The organism is Bacillus cereus group sp. MYBK14-1, assembly GCF_051916885.1.
Classification (GTDB): domain Bacteria; phylum Bacillota; class Bacilli; order Bacillales; family Bacillaceae_G; genus Bacillus_A; species Bacillus_A cereus.
The window spans coordinates 1-18,100 of the sequence record NZ_JBQAHM010000030.1 but is presented as its reverse complement, the minus strand read 5'-3'; the positions used below and the strand labels follow the sequence as shown (position 1 = coordinate 18,100).

Below are 18,100 nucleotides of genomic sequence, written 5' to 3'. Positions count from 1 at the left end.
CGTTCATCCTGAGCCAGGATCAAACTCTCCAATAAAGTTAGTTTGTCTAGCATCTAAAATAAAAATTGACGTTTCACGTTGTTTGTTTCGTTCAGTTTTCAAAGAACTACTAGGTCGCTCATTTGCGACTTCCTTATGTTAACATCTTCGTTAGTTAATGTCAACTAAGTTTTTCATTTCGTTTGTCGCTTTCGACGTTAATGTCATCGGCGACTTGTTCTATATTACACCTCTAAGCTCTAATCGTCAATATATTTTTATAAAAAATATAAAAAGGCTTATTTCTTTTAAAATAAGCCTTTTTATCACATATCATTCTATTCATTTATTATTTTTCTATAATTGGTAACGAGACGATAATTTGAATAGTGCCATCCCTATATTCCGCTCGAATACTACCACCTTGTAACTCAACAATACTTTTCGCAATCGCTAAACCGAGTCCCGACCCTTCCGTTACTCTACTTCGAGATTGATCCTTCTTATAGAAACGTTCAAACAAATTCGCTAACTCTTCTCTTGTAAACTCTTCACTATGATTCGCAATTACAATTTGTATATCCCTACGCTGCCTTTGAAGAGAAACTTTTATCTCTCCATCATCTTTACTATACTTAATTGCATTCATTAGTAAATTATCAAATACACGAACCATCTTTTCCGAATCAATCGATGCATAAGCACGTTCCTCAGGAAACTTCTTAACAAAAGTAAGTCCATGCTCTTCCGCTTGCGGTACTAACTCTTCTATTAATTGCTCAAGCAACTCATTTACACATACTTCTTGTTTTTCTAATACAACTTGTTCATTTGTTAACTTCGTATACTCAAATAAATCTTCTATTAAATTTTTTAACTGCTCCGACTTTGCAAAAGCAATTCTCGTATACTCATCGTGTTGTTCTTTATTTTCATATTTAGAATCTCGAAGTAATCGTAAGTAACCCATAATAGAAGTAAGTGGTGTACGCAAATCATGCGATACATTTGTGATAAGCTCATTCTTTTGCTTTTCTAATTTACGTTCCTTTTCTATATTATTCATAAGCTCTTCTGCCATATTATTAATATTCTCCGTTAAAGCTGCAATCTCATCTTCACCTTTTTTCTCAATGCGGTAGGCTAAGTTACCTCTTTCTATTTCCTTTACGCCTTGTGCCATTGCTTCAATCTGCTTCATCTTTCTCTTTGTTATATAGAAGAAAGAGAAAATGAATACAAGTACACCAATTAAAAACGGGAATGGTCCTTCTTGCGTATCATATATTACCTCTCCCTCTGGAATTCCACTAACAAACATGTACAAATTCTTTCCTTCAATAGTAATAGGTGAAAAAGATATAAACTCTTTTCTTGTACTTTCAAATACATTTCTACCATCTGTATAATTAATCGCGAATGATGCTGCATTACGAATCGTATTATGCAAATCGATTTGCTCTTCTTGCGCTTGCTTTGTTTTATATAAAACTTTACCACTTTCATCAGTAACCAATATCTTCAAAGCTCTAGACCCTTGCTCTAAATTTTGGTTCTCCATTTCGATCATATTTGATATAGCTTCTAATTTATTTTCATGAACCGAACTATTTGCCGCTCCTTGAGCTTGGTGATTAATTTGTTCCATACCAGCCCGATAATCGATAGTTGCTTGACGATTCGCATTCTCAAAAAACGGTGCTGCTGCCTTTGCTGACAAAACTCCTAATAACGCACAAGCAGCAAAAGTAGTAATCAATTGAATCCTTATACTCTTTCGTACGCTCTTTACTAATTTCTCAATTAATTGTCTTATTTTCCTTATATAAGTAAACGGATTAAATATCTTTTTCAATCTTATACCCCACTCCCCATACTGTTTTTATATATCTAGGTTTCCTTGGATTCTCCTCAATCTTTTCACGCACTTTTCGAATATGCACCATTACAGTATTATCAGACTGGAAAGATCGTTCGTTCCACACCTTTTCATAAATTTGCTCCGCACTAAACACCATACCTGGATTTCTAGCTAGCAATTCTAAAATTGAAAATTCCCTCGGAGTTAGTTTCACTTCTTCTCCCTCTACAATAACTTTATGGGTCGAGATGTTGATTTTCATCTCCCCAATTTCTAACTCGTCCTCATTTTGAATAGCGAAACCATTCATTTTCATATAACGGCGTAACTGAGATTTAATTCGTGCAATTAGCTCTAACGGATTAAACGGCTTCGTTACATAATCATCTGCCCCTGTTGTTAATCCTAAAATCTTATCCATATCTTGCGTTTTGGCAGAAAGCATAATAATAGGCATTTCTTTCGCTTCCCTTACCTTCATACACATATGAATACCATCCACTTTCGGCATCATAATATCTAATACGACTAGATGTACTTCATTTTCTTCCAATAGACGTAATCCTTCTTCTCCGTCTCCTGCTTGTAATACTTTATATCCTTCATTCTTTAAATAGATTGTAATTAAATTCCGAATTTCTTTTTCATCATCTACGACAAGTATTGTTTCGTGTGCCACAATATCTCCCCCATCACTTTTTTAATCCCTAACTTCTATTATAGGAAAACTTCTGAAGAAAAACGCTCGGAAATCCTTAAGATTTTCTGAAGACGCAAAAAAGGTCTAGACTCCCCTTAAGTCTAGACCTTTAAAAAACCCCTTTTATTTACGAACGTAGATGAAATATAGTACGAATAAAACTCCCATAACATACATAATCGGATGAACCTCTTTACGACGACCACTCACAACCATTGTAATTGGATAGAAGATAAATCCAATCGCAATCCCAGTTGCGATACTATACGTAAGTGGCATAGAGATAATTGTAAAGAATGCTGGCACTGCAATCTCGAATTTCTTCCAATCAATTTCCCCTAAGGAAGAAACCATCAAGATTCCTACAATAATTAAAGCCGGCGCCGTTACAGCTGGCGTTACAACACTTAGTAATGGCGAGAAGAATAGTGCCAGTAAAAAGAATCCTGCTGTTACAACTGCTGTAAATCCAGAACGTCCTCCTGCTGCTACCCCTGCAGACGATTCAATGTAAGACGTTGTTGTTGATGTACCAAGAATCGCACCAATTACAGTTGCAATCGCATCTGCAAATAACGCTTTTCCGGCACGTGGTAATTTATTGTTCTTCATTAATCCTGCTTGATTCGCAACCGCTACAAGCGTACCTGCTGTATCAAAGAAATCGATAAAGAAGAACGTTATAATAACAATCCCCATTTGAACTGTGAAAATATCTCCGAAGTGCGTTAACGCCACGCCGAACGTTGGTTCTAGACTCGGTATTGCTCCCACCACAGCTTTCGGAGTATCAATTAATCCTGTTGCTACTCCTAAGATCGCTGTAAGAATCATACCGTAAAATACTGCACCATTAATTTTCTTAATCATGAAGATGATCGTAGTAACAACCCCGAAGATTGCTAGTAACGTTGTACCCTTTGTTAAGTCCCCCAACCCAACAAGAACTGCATCATTTTTCACGATAATTCCGGCATTTTGGAATCCAAGAAATGCAATGAACAATCCGATACCTGCTGCTACTGCAAACTTTAACTCCGATGGAATTGCATTGATGATTTTTTCACGAATACCTGAAGCAGTAAGAATAATAAAGATAATACCTGACATTAATGTTCCGGCAATTGCTGTTTGCCATGGAATCCCCATCGTTAACACTGCTGTATAAGCAAAGAACGCGTTAATTCCCATACCTGGCGCTAAAGCAATTGGATACTTCGCGAAAATACCCATAATTAACGAACCGATCGCTGCCGCTAATGCCGTAGCAACGAATACTGCCCCTGGATCCATCCCTGTACCTGCTGGTAACCCTTTAACATTTCCAAGCGACAGCGTAGCAGGATTGACAAATAGTACGTAAGCCATAGATAGAAATGTCGTTAACCCTGCTATGAACTCAGTCTTATAATTCGTACCGAGCTCATCAAACTGAAAATAGCGTTTCATCCTACGTTTCCCCCGTTATATGATTACTCGCCGCATTTCTCCTAGCCCTCTTTTATCCCGAGAAACAAAAAAGGCTTCCATTGCATATATACATGGAAGCGTTCTATGAATAAAGATAAGATTCCCCTCACCTTTATAAAAACGCCTCGTAGTCAAGCCATTTACGGTAGCTAGGTAGAAACTTTCGGGCCATATCCCCGATATTATACGACGGCTATAATATTCACTTTTTGTTTGAATTACATAATCATATTAACTCGACGAAGTAGTTTTGTCAATTTAAAAACGAACGTTTTTGTAAACTTTTATAGTTTTGTTCGTATTAACACCAAAACAAAAAAGATCCACCTATGCATAAGCAATAGATGGACCTTTTTATAAATACTATTCCCACTCAATAGTTGCTGGTGGCTTACTCGTTACATCATACACGATACGGTTAACGTGTTTTACTTCGTTTACGATACGTACAGAGATTTTCTCTAATACGTCCCAAGGGATACGTGCCCAGTCAGCTGTCATACCGTCGATAGATGTTACCGCACGGATACCTACTGTGTAATCGTAAGTACGCTCGTCACCCATAACACCTACGCTACGCATACCAGGAAGCGCAGTGAAGTATTGCCAGATTTCACGGTCTAAGCCCGCTTTAATAATTTCTTCACGTAAAATCGCATCAGATTCACGAACGATTTCTAATTTCTCTTCTGTGATTTCACCTAATACACGAATACCAAGACCCGGTCCTGGGAATGGTTGACGCCATACGATTTCATCAGGAATTCCTAATTCAGATCCTAATACACGTACTTCATCTTTAAATAACGTGTTTAAAGGCTCAATTAATTTGAACTGCATGTCTTCTGGAAGTCCACCAACGTTATGGTGAGATTTAATTGTTTGCGCAGTTGCTGTACCACTCTCAACGATATCTGTGTAAAGTGTACCTTGTGCTAGGAAGTCCATACCTTGTAATTTAGATGCTTCATCATCAAATACGTAAATGAATTCGTTACCGATGATTTTACGTTTTTGTTCTGGATCTTCTACACCTTTTAACTTGTCCATGAAGCGGTCTCTTGCATCCACTTTAATAACGTTCATATGGAAGCCTTCGCTAAATGTTTTCATAACGCCTTCCGCTTCACCTTTACGAAGTAAACCGTGGTCAACGAAAATACATGTTAATTGATCACCAATTGCTTTATGAATTAATACTGCTACAACAGAAGAGTCTACACCGCCACTAAGTGCGCATAGTACTTTTTTGTCTCCAACAGTTTCACGAATCTTTTCTAATTCTACTTCAATAAAGTTCTCCATGTTCCATCCTTCAGAACAACCACATACGCCGAATACGAAGTTTTTAATTAAATCGTTACCGTGCTCAGAGTGACGTACTTCTGGGTGGAATTGTACACCGTATAAGTTTTTCGCTTCATTGCTCATACCAGCAATTGGGCAAGACTCACTTGTTGCATCTACTACGAATCCTTCAGGTAAACCAGTTACTAAGTCGCCATGGCTCATCCATACAACTTGCTCTTCTGGAAGGTTCGCATATAATTTTGATTCGTTCTCTACTTTAAGAACAGCCTTTCCGTACTCACGGTGATTTGCACGCTCTACTTTACCACCGAAGTGTTGCGTCATAAGCTGCATACCGTAACAAATACCGAAGATTGGTAAACCTAGTTCAAAGATTTTTTCATCACAATGTAATGCACCTTCACCGTATACACTATTTGGTCCACCAGAGAAAATAATCCCTTTTGGATTCATTGCTTTAATTTCTTCTGCAGTAATTGTATGTGGATGAAGTTCACTGTATACACCGAACTCACGAATTCGACGTGCTATTAACTGATTGTATTGACTTCCAAAATCTAAAACGATAATTGTATCGTGTTGTTTCTTCAAAATAATCACCCCAACGTTAGTTCTCGTATATAAATATTTTCACCAATTTGGCGAAAAGCATTACCAATATAATAAAAAAAGCCAGTCCTCCGCCTCTAGTCTCATAACAAAGAAAAGGCAGGGGTCTGGCTTTATAAAGAAAGATAGTCTCCGCTCTTTATAAATATAAGACACACTGCCTTCATAGTCAGGTTGTTTACGGTAACCCGGTAGAGACTCTCAAACCATATCATTGAGGATATATGAAGGATCGTTTTATATTATCTTCCTAGATTCTAACAATGAAGTATCAATATGGTCAAGAGAGAAAGCGACAAAATTCTACAGAAATTAGTTTTACAATGCATTAAATTCTAACTTTTAGATAAAAATAAGCCCTTATTTAATAAATAAGGGCTTATTTTTATCTAATATACAGACAAATCAACTGTTGATTGATTATATCTTTTTAACTCAATTTCCTTCAGGATATTGGTAGCTTCGTGCTTGCTATCAAAATCTCTCATCCAAGTAACGATAAAATCATTCAATTTGTCAGAAAATTTCAGGTTATATTTGTTTTTATATCTAAATGCTCTTGCTAAATTCAGTTCAGGATATGGATTTTTATCTAAGACTATATCCAATTCACTATTAGCAATCGCATTACGAAAATCTTCATCATAAAGATCTCCTGTATTAAGGTTATAAAATATAGAGTCTATATTTAAAAATACCGTTTTATTTAAATCTGCTATTTCATTAAACTCGATAATTCGTTCCTTAAATGCCCAAGTTTTGTCAAGTTCCCATATATCAAACTTTAAGTTGTCAACTAGAATTTTATAACCACCAAATTTATTCTTCTTACAACTTATTTTCTCAAAACCAAAAACATAGTCTTCAACATTTAACCCTCGAGTATTTATAACAATGTCAAAATCTCTAGGTACCTGTGAAAAACGATTATCTAAGTAATCACGAATACAGCCTCCAAATAAAAGCAACTCAGCATTTTCATCTAAAGAGGATATTAATTTTTTTGCGTTTGGGCGATTAGACAGGATTCTAAAAAATTCATTTCTGATTTCTAGATTTTTATTCATAATCTAATCATCTCATCTCCAAATGGTATTTAACGTATTTTAACACCTTTTAATTTCTGATGCAAATCAACCGCATAAGAATCCGTCATTCCTGAAATAAAATCAGTAATTAAAAGCAATCTAGAATATGCATCCAAATCATTAACTTTTTTGTCCATTTGCGGATTCTCATAATCGTCATTTAATAAATGAACAAAGATAAAATTGTTAGAAATCATTCTCATTAATTTTCTAGCTTTATCTTTATGATTTTTTTCAAAATCCAAATCATTCATTATACATTCTTTCACGAAAACATTTAACAATCCTGTTATAACCGAATCACCAGCCAATTCGAGAGAAAGTACTTCCCTACTAGCAAAACAGTATTTAACTAATAAATCAAATAAAAATTTATTTAAAAGATTTGCTTTTTGATTATCATTTAATAACCCTTCTTCGCCATAAACCCCATTCATTATGTTGTCATAATTCCCTATAAACTCTTTTTTAACTTCACGAATCATTTGTCCTTGTGCCCATACTTTGAAATTTTGCACACTAGTTAAAACAAAATCTGGGAATTGATTTTGTTTTGCCCTGTCATGCTTTTGCTTTAATTCTTTAATGTCCTCGGTATATGCTTTATAGATTTCACTCTCTTCATTCGCAATTTCATCTTCAAAGATTTTTTCCCAAGGTATTAACCCTTTTTTCACCCCATCCTCTACATCCGCTCCCAAATAAGCAATATCATCTGAAGCTTCAAGAAAATAGGTTAACGGATTTCGAGTACTACGCACACGAGTGCCCACAGTTTCTTCAATTACATCCTTAATTAATTCTTTATCTTGCTGAAAATAACCAAATTTTTGTTTCTCCTTAGCTATCTCATCTGCGGAATCCCATGGATATTTAATAAGCACAGATAAAGTTCCATACGTAAAATTTATTCCACATTGATCATTCAAAAATTGCAATCTTGTAAGAACTCTTAATCCTTGAGCATTACCATCAAAATTGAGAAAATCACTTTTTTGTTCAGTTTCTAAATCAACATCATTCTCCTCAAAATACTTTGTAAACCAAGCTTTGATAACATCTTCACCATAATGTCCAAATGGGGGATTCCCAATATCATGGACTAACCCTGCAGTTGCCAACATTGCTGGGATTTTACCAAAGTCCTCCTGAGAGATTTCACCTTTCTTGCTCAACCATTTTTCCAACCACATCCCAAATGAACGAGCAATTGCCGATACTTCCATAGAATGAGTTAATCTCGTTCGAATAAAATCACTTTCCTGCAGTGGGAATACCTGCGCTTTATCTTGTAACCTTCTCAACGAAGAAGAACTCATCACTCGGTCATAATCTCGTTCAAATTGATTTCTATGCTCTAAAATTCCATCCGGATCGTCCTCAATTTCTTGTTGTACCATATTCGATTTACCACACTTTTTATACTTCAGTCTTGTCTCATTAAGTAATTTATTCCAATCAATTTCATACTTCATATTATTTATTTCTCCCATCAATTTTTTTATCAACTTTTAAAAGCATAAAAAATTAATAAAATCCCTCCATTATTATCCAATAATAATGGAGGGATTTTATATTAAAAGCATAACGAGCAGTTAGTTATACCAAAACAGTATATCCACTGAATTTAAATAACTTTACTATTACATCATTCCGCCCATACCGCCCATGCCCATGCCGCCCATGTCAGGCATTGCTGGTGCATTTGGTTCTGGCTTGTCAGCTACTACAGCTTCAGTTGTTAAGAACATAGCTGCAACAGATGCTGCGTTTTGAAGTGCAGAACGAGTTACTTTAGCTGGATCTACGATACCAGACTCAAGCATGTTAACCCATTCGCCAGTAGCTGCGTTGAAACCAACGCCTACTTTTTCGCCTTTTAGACGCTCTACAACTACAGATCCTTCTAGACCAGCGTTGATTGCGATTTGACGAACTGGCTCTTCTAGTGCGCGAAGTACGATGTTGATACCTGTTGCTTCGTCGCCTTCAGCTACGATAGAAGCTACTTTTGTGTATACGTTCATAAGTGAAGTACCACCACCTGCAACGATACCTTCTTCTACTGCTGCACGAGTTGAGTTAAGTGCATCTTCAATGCGAAGTTTGCGCTCTTTTAACTCAGTTTCAGTTGCTGCACCTACTTTAATTACTGCTACGCCACCTGCTAGTTTAGCAAGACGCTCTTGTAATTTTTCACGATCGAATTCAGAAGTTGTTTCTTCTAATTGCGCACGGATTTGACCGATGCGAGCTTCGATTTGTTCTGTGCTTCCTACACCTTCAACTACAGTTGTGTTTTCTTTTGTAACAACAACTTTACCAGCGCGTCCTAAAGATTCAACTGTAGCAGATTTTAAGTCACGACCTAATTCTTCAGTGATTACTTCGCCACCTGTTAAGATTGCGATATCTTCTAGCATTGCTTTACGACGGTCACCAAATCCAGGAGCTTTAACAGCTACTACGTTGAATGTACCACGAAGTTTGTTCACTACTAATGTAGCTAAAGCTTCGCCTTCTACATCTTCAGCAATGATAAGAAGTGGTTTACCTTGTTGTACCACTTGCTCTAATACTGGTAAGATTTCTTGAATGTTAGAAATCTTTTTGTCAGTAATTAAGATGTATGGGTTATCAAGAACTGCTTCCATTTTGTCAGAATCAGTAATCATGTAAGGAGATGCATATCCACGATCAAATTGCATACCTTCTACTACGTCTAATTCTGTTGTGAATCCTTTAGACTCTTCTAAAGTAATAACGCCGTCGTTACCAACGCGCTCCATTGCTTCAGCGATTAATTGACCTACTTCTTCGTCAGCTGCAGAAATAGCAGCTACTTGTGCGATAGAAGATTTGCCTTCGATTGGTTTAGAAATCGTTTTTAATTCTTCAATTGCAGCAGTAACAGCTTTTTCGATACCTTTACGAAGACCCATTGGGTTCGCACCAGCTGTTACGTTTTTAAGACCTTCACGAATCATAGCTTGCGCTAATACAGTTGCAGTTGTTGTTCCGTCACCAGCTACGTCATTTGTTTTGCTAGCAACTTCTGCTACTAATTTCGCACCCATGTTTTCGAATGCATCTTCTAATTCGATTTCTTTTGCGATTGTTACACCATCATTTGTAATAAGTGGTGAACCAAATTTTTTCTCAAGTACAACGTTACGACCTTTTGGTCCAAGCGTAACTTTTACTGCGTTTGCAAGAGTGTCGACACCGCGAAGCATCGAACGACGTGCTTCTTCACTAAATTTAATATCTTTTGCCATAATAATTGACCCCCTTGGATTTTTTAAGATTTATATAATTAACCGATAACTGCTAAAATATCACTTTCACGTAAAATCAAGTAGTCTGTACCTTCATATTTCACTTCAGTACCTGCATATTTTGAGAAGATGATAAGATCACCTGCTGCTACCTCTAAAGCAACACGCTCACCATTCTCAAGCACTCGACCAGTACCTACTGCAACAACTTTACCCTCTTGTGGTTTTTCTTTTGCAGTATCTGGTAATACAATACCACTTGCTGTTTTTTCTTCTGCTTGAACAAGCTCAATTACAACGCGATCACCTAATGGCTTTAGCATGAACAATAACCTCCTCATTTTGTTATGTAAATTTCTTTTATTAGCACTCAAGTCATCCGAGTGCTAACACACTTATAATAATAAATAATCTCAATTTCTTTTGCAAGTAAAAAAATCATAATTTTTTCGCAAATCACTATATAAACTTTCTATATACAATACTGCCTTTACTATATGAATCGTTGTTTCCACTGCTCGTATGTTACAATATGAAAGGACACCCTAAGTTGTTTTCGCTACACATACAACTTTCTCCTGTCTTCTATTATAATTTCAAATAAGGATTTACGAAAAAAACATAATTCAAGAGGTTTATATCGTAGGTAGCATATTTACATGTTATCCTAACTTATCTCATACACTATAGTTAGAAAGGATGGTTAAACCATTTGAAGAAACAATACTGGTGGATTATCGTTACATACATTTTAATGCAGTTATCTGGCGTTGTTGGATTACCACTTCTCCTAAAAACAGGACTCTATGATAATAGAGGATTTACCATTGAAGAAAAAGGACAAATCATAACGGGACACTGGGCAATCATTAGCTTCTTTATTGCATTATGTATCGTGCTTTGGTTACTTAGAACAGATATTCGTGACAGGCATTTAGATCCAATGCGCTCTTCTGTTCCAGCTACTATTGGATGGATTTTTATCGGGTTCTTCTTAGCAATCATCTCACAATCCATTGCAGGTATGATTGAAATGTATGTATTTGGGGTTCCACGTGGATCTGAGAATACAGACAGACTGATGGACATCGCAAGAACGATACCTTGGTTCCTTATTGTTGTATCTATAATTGGACCTATCTTAGAAGAAATCGTATTTAGAAAAATTCTATTCGGCACGCTTTATAAGAAGTTTAACTTCTTTATCGCAGCTATCATTAGTTCGCTTGTATTCGCAACAATTCATTTTGATTTTACTCACTTATTGGTATACACTGCTATGGGGCTCGTATTCGCCTTCTTATATGTGAAGACGAAACGTATTATCGTTCCGATTGCAGCTCATGTTGCGATGAATACATTAGTCGCTATTGGGCAAATTTTTATGAGCAATGAACAAATTCAAGAAATGATTAAAGAAGCTGAAAAAATGCAAGGCTTTATCGGAGGATTTTTTGTATGAGAAACTCACCATTGTTCATGGCTGCACTATACTTCCTTCTTGGATGTATCTTTACACGCTTCGCCATTACGAACGTGACAGATACAATCTGGAATATGTGGACAATACTATTTGCAGTTATGGCAACAATTGATTTTAATTTGGCACTTCGCCTTATATTAGTTAAATTCACAAAGAAGAAACAATAATAAAACGCAGAGGTCGCTTCCTCTGCGTTTTATTGTGGATAGTTTTTCAAAAAGTAAACTAATGTTTGTAACTCTACAGCTAAGTCAATATGATGAATTCTAATATTCTCTGATACGTTTAATCGCGCTGGTGTGAAATTCAAAATACCGTGCACGCTTGTTTCAGCTAATCTATCTGCTACAGCTTGTGCTACTGTAGCCGGTACTGTTAATATTGCCACTTGTATATCATTTGATAATCTCTCTTCTAATTCATCTAAATGATATACAGGAATGCCCCCGATTTCTGTTCCAACTTTCTCTTCACTAACATCAAATGCCATTTCAATTTTTGTATTATTGTTTTTCGTGAAATTATAATGTAAGAAAGCGGTCCCTAAATTACCTACTCCAATAAGTGCTACACGTGTTATATCATCTTGATCAAGTGTTTCGCGGAAAAATGATAATAAATAATTTACGTTATATCCATATCCCTTTTTCCCTAACGCTCCAAAATACGAAAAATCTCTTCGTATTGTTGCGGAATCTACTTTTACTGCCTCACTCAATTCGGCCGATGAAACACGCTGCTTACCAGAAAGAGATAAGTTTTGGATAAATCGATAGTATAGAGGCAATCTTTTAGCAGTGGCTTGTGGAATCTTTTGCTGATCCATATGACCTCTCCTCTCTTCCTATCTTTATTCATATACTTTAATCAAATACAGAAGTTTAGCACTCATTAAATTCCTTGTATAATAAAGAGAAGAAGTATTCTCTCTTTATTTTAAACTATACACTATTTTTAGTATGATTGAGAAATATAAACATGGCAAAGTTAAGAAATTATTTGAGGTGAAAACATTGATTTTATTACAAGTAAACGCGCTTTCGAAATTATACGGTGCAGAAACGATTCTTGCAAACATAAAATTGGAAGTACAAACAAAAGATCGTATCGCATTAGTTGGAAGGAATGGAGCAGGAAAATCTACATTATTAAAAATTATCGCTGGTGAATTATCTCATGATGGTGGCGAAATTATAAAACCGAAAGATGTCTCAATCGGATATTTAGCTCAAAATACTGGACTAGAAACGTCTTTAACAATTTGGGATGAAATGCTAACCGTCTTTACCCACTTACAGCAAATGGAGACAAAACTTCGAAGGCTTGAGCAAGAAATGGGAAAAGAAGAAAACTTTTCAAACGAAGCTACATATGAAAGATTGTTAGCTGATTATGACCAACTACAACTCAATTATAAAGATCAAGGTGGATATCAATATGAAGCGGATATTCGCTCCATTTTAAGCGGCCTTGGCTTCCCAGTTGAAACGCACCAGACGACGATCTCTACTTTAAGCGGCGGGCAAAAAACAAGATTAGCTCTCGGGAAATTATTATTAACAAAACCAGACTTACTTATTTTGGACGAGCCTACAAACCATTTAGACATCGAAACATTAACATGGCTTGAGCAATATTTGCAAGGTTATCCTGGCGCAATATTAATCGTCTCACATGACCGTTATTTCTTAGACAAACTCGTTACACAAGTATATGAAATTTCGAATAAAGAAAGCAGACGATTTGTTGGTAACTACAGTAAATATTTAGACTTAAAATCAGCATTATATGAGCAAGAAATGAAACGTTACGAAAAACAACAAGATGAAATCGCAAAACTTGAGGACTTCGTTCAAAAGAATATAGCTCGCGCTTCTACAACGAAACGTGCTCAAAGTCGCCGTAAACAACTAGACAGAATGGAATTATTAACGAGACCATTAGGGGATTCTAAGTCAGCATCATTCCACTTCGATATTGAAAAACAAAGTGGAAATGATGTTTTACAAGTAAATGATGCAACCATCGGCTATGATGAAAACCCTATAATTGAACATGTAACTATGCGCTTAACTCGCGGAGATAGTGTTGCTTTAGTTGGTCCAAACGGAATTGGGAAATCCACATTGTTAAAATCCATTGTGAATAAGTTACCACTATTAAATGGTGATGTTTCTTTCGGATCAAATGTATCTGTTGGTTATTATGATCAAGAACAAGCAAACTTAACATCTTCTAAACGGGTTTTAAATGAACTATGGGATGAATATCCACTGCAACCGGAAAAAGAAATCCGTACTATACTTGGGAATTTTTTATTCACAGGAGATGATGTACTGAAACCAGTATCTTCCCTTAGTGGTGGACAAAAAGCTCGATTAGCTCTTGCAAAACTTATGATGCAAAAGTCAAATTTGTTAATTCTAGATGAGCCTACGAACCACCTTGATTTAAATAGTAAAGAGATTTTGGAGAATGCTTTAATTGATTACCCAGGGACTCTTCTATTCGTCTCACATGACCGCTACTTTATTAACCGTGTAACAACGACTGTGGTTGAGTTATCAACAGAAGGTGCACAGGAATATTTAGGGGATTACGATTACTACGTTGAAAAGAAAAATGAAATGATTGAACGTGCAGAACTTGAACAGCAAGAAAGTGACGTTCCTGTTCAAAAGGTGGTTGCACAAGAGAAATTAAATTATTTAGAAGAAAAAGAGCGTAAAAAACTAGAGCGTCAACGCACTAGAAAAATTGAAGAGCTAGAACAAAGTATAGTGGAATTAGAAGAAGAAATTGCTACGTTAGAAGATCAACTTTGCTTACCAGAAATATATGCAGATTATGAAAAAGCTAGTGAAATTACAACTAAAAAGCAAACGCTACAAGAACAACTTGAAACTTGTATGGCAGAATGGGAAGAGCTGCATGTATAAGCATATTTAAATAAGGAAGATGTCTCATAAGTCAGGATTTTTGACTATGTGACATCTTTTTTTAGTACTTAAACAATTTTTTGAATATATCTATCGTAACTTAGAATATACTAACGATTTTTTAAATATATCTATTGTAACCCTATATATATTAACAATTCGACACGAAATATCTTTTTAACGACAAAGATTGACAATATTAGCATCTTCTATAATGGGGAGATGTTTCAAAATGTTTTTCAGGGATATCTTTTTGCTTTTTATTTCCCGAAAAAGAACAAATTCAAAGGTCTGACATCAACCTATTTATCCACAAGTTTATACACATATCCACCTTTATAAAATAAACATCAAAATAACTTTTCCACATTATCCACAGTCAACAAAAAAGTTATCAACATTTTATATACACAATAAAACCCACATTATCAACAGATAATATGGGTTTTATCCACAACCTGTGGTTAATTATGTGTATAACTATGCTTCAATATCTAATCCTGGATTTGCATTTAAGGCTAATGTTGCACGCTTACCTTGTTCATAAGCAATTGTCCCTGCCGCTGCAATCATCGCTGCATTATCTGTGCATAAAGATAGCGGCGGAATAATTAATTCAATGTTTTCTTTTTGTGCAAATTCCTCTTCTAATCGCGCACGAAGTCCTTTATTAGCAGCTACTCCACCAGCAAGAAGTAATTGCTTTACATTATAAGCTTCTGCTGCACGAGCTGCTTTCGTTACAAGTACATCTATTACACTTTCTTGGAAACTTGCCGCTAAATCTTCTGGTGCAATTTCTATACCGCGCTGTTTTGCGTTATGCACAGTGTTGATAACTGCTGATTTCAATCCACTAAAGCTAAAATCATACGAATCCGGTTCTAGCCATGCACGAGGCAAATCAATTGTCGGTTCTCCTTCATGTGCAAGGCGATCAATATGAGGACCACCTGGATATGGCATAGATAACGTACGAGCTACTTTATCATATGCTTCTCCAGCTGCATCGTCTCGTGTTTCACCAATTACTTCGAATGAACCATGTTCTTTCATATAAACAAGTTCTGTATGCCCACCAGATACAACAAGTGATAATAACGGGAATTGAACTTCTTTTACTAAACGGTTCGCATAAATATGACCAGCAATATGATGAACACCGACTAACGGAATATCATGTGCAAACGCTACTGCCTTCGCTGCATTTACTCCAATTAGAAGTGCTCCTACTAAACCAGGACCTTCTGTTACAGCAATTGCATCAATATCATCAAATGTGATATTTGCTTCCTTTAAAGCTTCTTCTAACACAACTGTAATTTCTTCTACATGATGACGGGATGCAATCTCTGGTACAACGCCGCCAAAACGTTTATGACTTTCAATTTGTGATGCAACGACATTCGCAATAATTTCCGTTCCATTTTTAACAACTGCTACTGCTGTTTCATCACAACTTGTTTCAATACCAAGTATAATCGTATTTTTTTCCATTATATATTCACCCACATTACGAGACCATCTTCCTGATTGTCTGCATAGTATCGTTTACGAATCCCACCATTTTGAAATCCGTATTTTCTGTATAACTGCTTTGCTACTTCATTTGATACACGTACTTCAAGTGTCATTGTTTTTACCCCTAGTTCTTTCGCTTCAGAAATAACTGCTTTCAATAGGGCATCTCCTAACTTTTGACCTCGGTATTCTGGCAAAATAGCTATATTTGTTATATGTGATTCATCAATAATTATCCACAATCCACAATACCCGACTACACGACCATCTTTTTCTAACACAATATAATGTGCATGTTCATTCATCGTTAATTCACGGTGAAAGGCATCTGCAGTCCAAGGAGTTGAAAAAGACGCTTCTTCAATAGCTACAATTTGAGCAATATCATCAAGCTCCATCTTTCTAAATATCATATCCATCTTCTGCAAGCTCCTACTTGTTTTGACTTTCTAACCACTTTGTTTCAGCTTCAGCTAAACGAAGATAGCTTGGAACAAACGTATGCACATCTTGTTCTTCTTTTTGTAATCCTAAGAATGCTAGCTCACTTGGTCTTGGGTTATTTTTAGTAAATGGAGCGAATACAGCTTGATCACCTAAATGTTCTATAATTGTTTCTTTATGCAATTTAACATCGTTACCGATAAATAAAACAGGCTGTCCTTTATCTTTTAACATTTGCAACCAGTCTACAATAAGAATAATTCGGTCTTCTTCTATTGAAGTTAACTGCTCTCCTTCATATGTATATAACCCAGTATAAATTTGCCCACGTCTTCCATCAAATAAAGGACAAATTAACCCGTTAAAGTTAGCACCGTTTGCAGCTACTACCTCTAAACTTGATACACCTACAATTGGTATTTGAAGTGACCAAGCTAATGTTTTCGCCGCTGTCACGCCTATACGAACACCTGTATAGGATCCAGGTCCAGCAGCTACAACGATTTTAGTTAATTCCTTCGGTTTTACGCCACACTCTTTTAACAGTTTCTCTACAGCTGGCATAAGACGTACAGAATGGTTTTTTGTTAAATTTGTAATGATTTCCCCAATTACGTTTTCTTCCTCAATAAGGGATACACCCATTACGTAATTTGAAGTATCAATTGCTAGTACTTTCATCTTGTAATAGCTCCTCACATAATCTAATATAGCGATCTCCAATTGGCTCGAGTATAATTTTTCTTGTGTCATCTCCAGCATGGAATAAACTAATTTGTAACTTTTCATTCGGTAAATATGCTTCTATTAAATGAGCCCATTCTACTACCGTAATTCCTTCACCGTAGAAATATTCATCAAAGCCTAAGTCCTCTTCACTTTCTGCTAAGCGATACACGTCCATATGATATAGCGGTAATCTTCCTTTATATTCTTTGATGATATTAAAGGTAGGACTATTTACAACTCTTTTCACTCCAAGACCTTTTGCTAGTCCCTTTGTAAAAGTCGTCTTACCAGCTCCAAGATCTCCTTCTAAAATAATTACGTCTTGTGCCTCTACGAGCTCACCTAGTTTTTCTGATAACCTTTGTGTTTCCTCAGAAGATTTTGTTGTTACTTCATATTTACTCACAGACTTCACCTACTTTACTCACAATGTTCTCTGCTCTTTATTATACAGGTTTTGAATATATAAAAAAGTCCTTAGGAGTTGTCCTAAGGATAGTTTGACTGTCTTTATTAGTTTTTTGTTAAAACAAATAAAAAAATACGAAACAACTTGTTTCGTTCTTTTCTTTATATGAAATGGCGGTCCCGACCGGGGTCGAACCGGCGATCTCCTGCGTGACAGGCAGGCATGTTAACCACTACACCACGGGACCATTTGGTTGCGGGGACAGGATTTGAACCTGCG

16 protein-coding genes, 1 tRNA gene and 2 riboswitches are annotated in these 18,100 nt (G+C 36.1%); of the genes, 3 read left to right on the top strand and 14 right to left on the bottom strand.

Features of this window, described 5'->3' with window-relative positions; translation table 11 throughout:
- Positions 1-328 precede the first annotated feature (328 nt).
- The 8 genes from ampS to groES form a co-directional block, all read right to left on the bottom strand.
- Positions 329-1,834: an aminopeptidase AmpS gene (ampS, locus tag ACTFR3_RS29630; RefSeq protein ID WP_000719224.1), complete on the bottom strand. Its 1,506-nt coding sequence runs from the start codon at positions 1,832-1,834 to the stop codon at positions 329-331.
- The gene (locus ACTFR3_RS29625; protein ID WP_000929885.1) at positions 1,818-2,519 is read right to left on the bottom strand and encodes a response regulator transcription factor; all 702 of its coding nucleotides are present in this window, start codon (positions 2,517-2,519) and stop codon (positions 1,818-1,820) included. The genes ampS and ACTFR3_RS29625 overlap by 17 nt, the downstream gene beginning before the upstream one ends.
- 144 nt (positions 2,520-2,663) lie before the next feature.
- Positions 2,664-3,989, bottom strand: a complete 1,326-nt coding sequence (locus ACTFR3_RS29620; RefSeq protein ID WP_000833082.1) for an NCS2 family permease — start codon at positions 3,987-3,989, stop codon at positions 2,664-2,666.
- A gap of 129 nt (positions 3,990-4,118) precedes the next feature.
- A riboswitch (purine riboswitch) is annotated at positions 4,119-4,221 on the bottom strand.
- Between the two features lie 152 nt (positions 4,222-4,373).
- Entirely contained in the window at positions 4,374-5,912 is a 1,539-nt protein-coding gene (gene guaA, locus ACTFR3_RS29615; protein ID WP_000743909.1) for a glutamine-hydrolyzing GMP synthase, read from the bottom strand.
- Between the two features lie 164 nt (positions 5,913-6,076).
- A riboswitch (purine riboswitch) is annotated at positions 6,077-6,178 on the bottom strand.
- A gap of 141 nt (positions 6,179-6,319) precedes the next feature.
- Positions 6,320-6,997 carry a hypothetical protein gene (locus ACTFR3_RS29610; protein WP_440045134.1) on the bottom strand — a complete coding sequence of 226 codons (678 nt, stop codon included), beginning with the start codon at positions 6,995-6,997 and terminating at the stop codon, positions 6,320-6,322.
- Positions 6,998-7,026: 29 nt separating this feature from the next.
- Positions 7,027-8,493, bottom strand: coding sequence for a dGTP triphosphohydrolase (dgt, locus tag ACTFR3_RS29605; protein ID WP_440045133.1), 1,467 nt, complete (start codon positions 8,491-8,493; stop codon positions 7,027-7,029).
- Positions 8,494-8,661: 168 nt separating this feature from the next.
- Positions 8,662-10,296, bottom strand: a complete 1,635-nt coding sequence (groL, locus tag ACTFR3_RS29600; RefSeq protein WP_001029993.1) for a chaperonin GroEL — start codon at positions 10,294-10,296, stop codon at positions 8,662-8,664.
- Positions 10,297-10,334: 38 nt separating this feature from the next.
- Positions 10,335-10,619: a co-chaperone GroES gene (groES, locus tag ACTFR3_RS29595; RefSeq protein WP_000917311.1), complete on the bottom strand. Its 285-nt coding sequence runs from the start codon at positions 10,617-10,619 to the stop codon at positions 10,335-10,337.
- 389 nt (positions 10,620-11,008) lie between these two features.
- On the opposite strand from groES, the gene ACTFR3_RS29590 reads away from it, so the two are divergent.
- Together ACTFR3_RS29590 and ACTFR3_RS29585 are read left to right on the top strand one after the other, a co-directional pair.
- Positions 11,009-11,758 (top strand): CPBP family intramembrane glutamic endopeptidase, encoded by a 750-nt coding sequence (locus ACTFR3_RS29590; RefSeq protein WP_000745324.1) that lies wholly within the window; start codon positions 11,009-11,011, stop codon positions 11,756-11,758.
- Complete coding sequence (locus tag ACTFR3_RS29585) at positions 11,755-11,946, top strand: YdiK family protein (protein WP_001246201.1); 192 nt, start codon at positions 11,755-11,757, stop codon at positions 11,944-11,946. The genes ACTFR3_RS29590 and ACTFR3_RS29585 overlap by 4 nt, the downstream gene beginning before the upstream one ends.
- 29 nt (positions 11,947-11,975) lie before the next feature.
- Here the strand turns inward: ACTFR3_RS29585 and ACTFR3_RS29580 are convergent, their stop codons facing one another.
- Positions 11,976-12,605 carry a redox-sensing transcriptional repressor Rex gene (locus ACTFR3_RS29580; protein ID WP_000372699.1) on the bottom strand — a complete coding sequence of 210 codons (630 nt, stop codon included), beginning with the start codon at positions 12,603-12,605 and terminating at the stop codon, positions 11,976-11,978.
- A 187-nt stretch (positions 12,606-12,792) separates the two neighbouring features.
- Between ACTFR3_RS29580 and ACTFR3_RS29575 the strand changes: the two genes are divergently transcribed.
- Positions 12,793-14,718 carry an ABC-F family ATP-binding cassette domain-containing protein gene (locus ACTFR3_RS29575; protein WP_000602146.1) on the top strand — a complete coding sequence of 642 codons (1,926 nt, stop codon included), beginning with the start codon at positions 12,793-12,795 and terminating at the stop codon, positions 14,716-14,718.
- 480 nt (positions 14,719-15,198) lie between these two features.
- Here ACTFR3_RS29575 and tsaD read toward each other — a convergent pair whose 3' ends face one another.
- The 5 genes from tsaD to ACTFR3_RS29550 form a co-directional block, all read right to left on the bottom strand.
- The gene (gene tsaD / locus ACTFR3_RS29570; RefSeq protein WP_000414585.1) at positions 15,199-16,215 is read right to left on the bottom strand and encodes a tRNA (adenosine(37)-N6)-threonylcarbamoyltransferase complex transferase subunit TsaD; all 1,017 of its coding nucleotides are present in this window, start codon (positions 16,213-16,215) and stop codon (positions 15,199-15,201) included.
- Positions 16,215-16,658 (bottom strand): ribosomal protein S18-alanine N-acetyltransferase, encoded by a 444-nt coding sequence (gene rimI, locus ACTFR3_RS29565; RefSeq protein ID WP_000367190.1) that lies wholly within the window; start codon positions 16,656-16,658, stop codon positions 16,215-16,217. Before rimI ends, tsaD begins: the two co-directional genes overlap by 1 nt.
- Positions 16,659-16,671: 13 nt before the next feature.
- The gene (gene tsaB / locus ACTFR3_RS29560; RefSeq protein ID WP_000865740.1) at positions 16,672-17,364 is read right to left on the bottom strand and encodes a tRNA (adenosine(37)-N6)-threonylcarbamoyltransferase complex dimerization subunit type 1 TsaB; all 693 of its coding nucleotides are present in this window, start codon (positions 17,362-17,364) and stop codon (positions 16,672-16,674) included.
- The gene (gene tsaE / locus ACTFR3_RS29555; RefSeq protein ID WP_000049642.1) at positions 17,345-17,818 is read right to left on the bottom strand and encodes a tRNA (adenosine(37)-N6)-threonylcarbamoyltransferase complex ATPase subunit type 1 TsaE; all 474 of its coding nucleotides are present in this window, start codon (positions 17,816-17,818) and stop codon (positions 17,345-17,347) included. Before tsaE ends, tsaB begins: the two co-directional genes overlap by 20 nt.
- 174 nt (positions 17,819-17,992) lie before the next feature.
- A tRNA-Asp gene (locus ACTFR3_RS29550) sits at positions 17,993-18,068 on the bottom strand.
- Between the last annotated feature and the right edge of the window lie 32 nt (positions 18,069-18,100).

Coding starts and splice junctions, on each gene's coding strand:
- ACTFR3_RS29620 (WP_000833082.1), bottom strand. CDS start 3,989: ATGAAACGCTATTTTCAGTTTGATGAGCTCGGTACGAATTATAAGACT.
- ACTFR3_RS29610 (WP_440045134.1), bottom strand. CDS start 6,997: ATGAATAAAAATCTAGAAATCAGAAATGAATTTTTTAGAATCCTGTCT.
- dgt (WP_440045133.1), bottom strand. CDS start 8,493: ATGAAGTATGAAATTGATTGGAATAAATTACTTAATGAGACAAGACTG.
- groL (WP_001029993.1), bottom strand. CDS start 10,296: ATGGCAAAAGATATTAAATTTAGTGAAGAAGCACGTCGTTCGATGCTT.
- groES (WP_000917311.1), bottom strand. CDS start 10,619: ATGCTAAAGCCATTAGGTGATCGCGTTGTAATTGAGCTTGTTCAAGCA.
- ACTFR3_RS29585 (WP_001246201.1), top strand. CDS start 11,755: ATGAGAAACTCACCATTGTTCATGGCTGCACTATACTTCCTTCTTGGA.
- ACTFR3_RS29580 (WP_000372699.1), bottom strand. CDS start 12,605: ATGGATCAGCAAAAGATTCCACAAGCCACTGCTAAAAGATTGCCTCTA.
- tsaD (WP_000414585.1), bottom strand. CDS start 16,215: ATGGAAAAAAATACGATTATACTTGGTATTGAAACAAGTTGTGATGAA.
- rimI (WP_000367190.1), bottom strand. CDS start 16,658: ATGGATATGATATTTAGAAAGATGGAGCTTGATGATATTGCTCAAATT.
- tsaB (WP_000865740.1), bottom strand. CDS start 17,364: ATGAAAGTACTAGCAATTGATACTTCAAATTACGTAATGGGTGTATCC.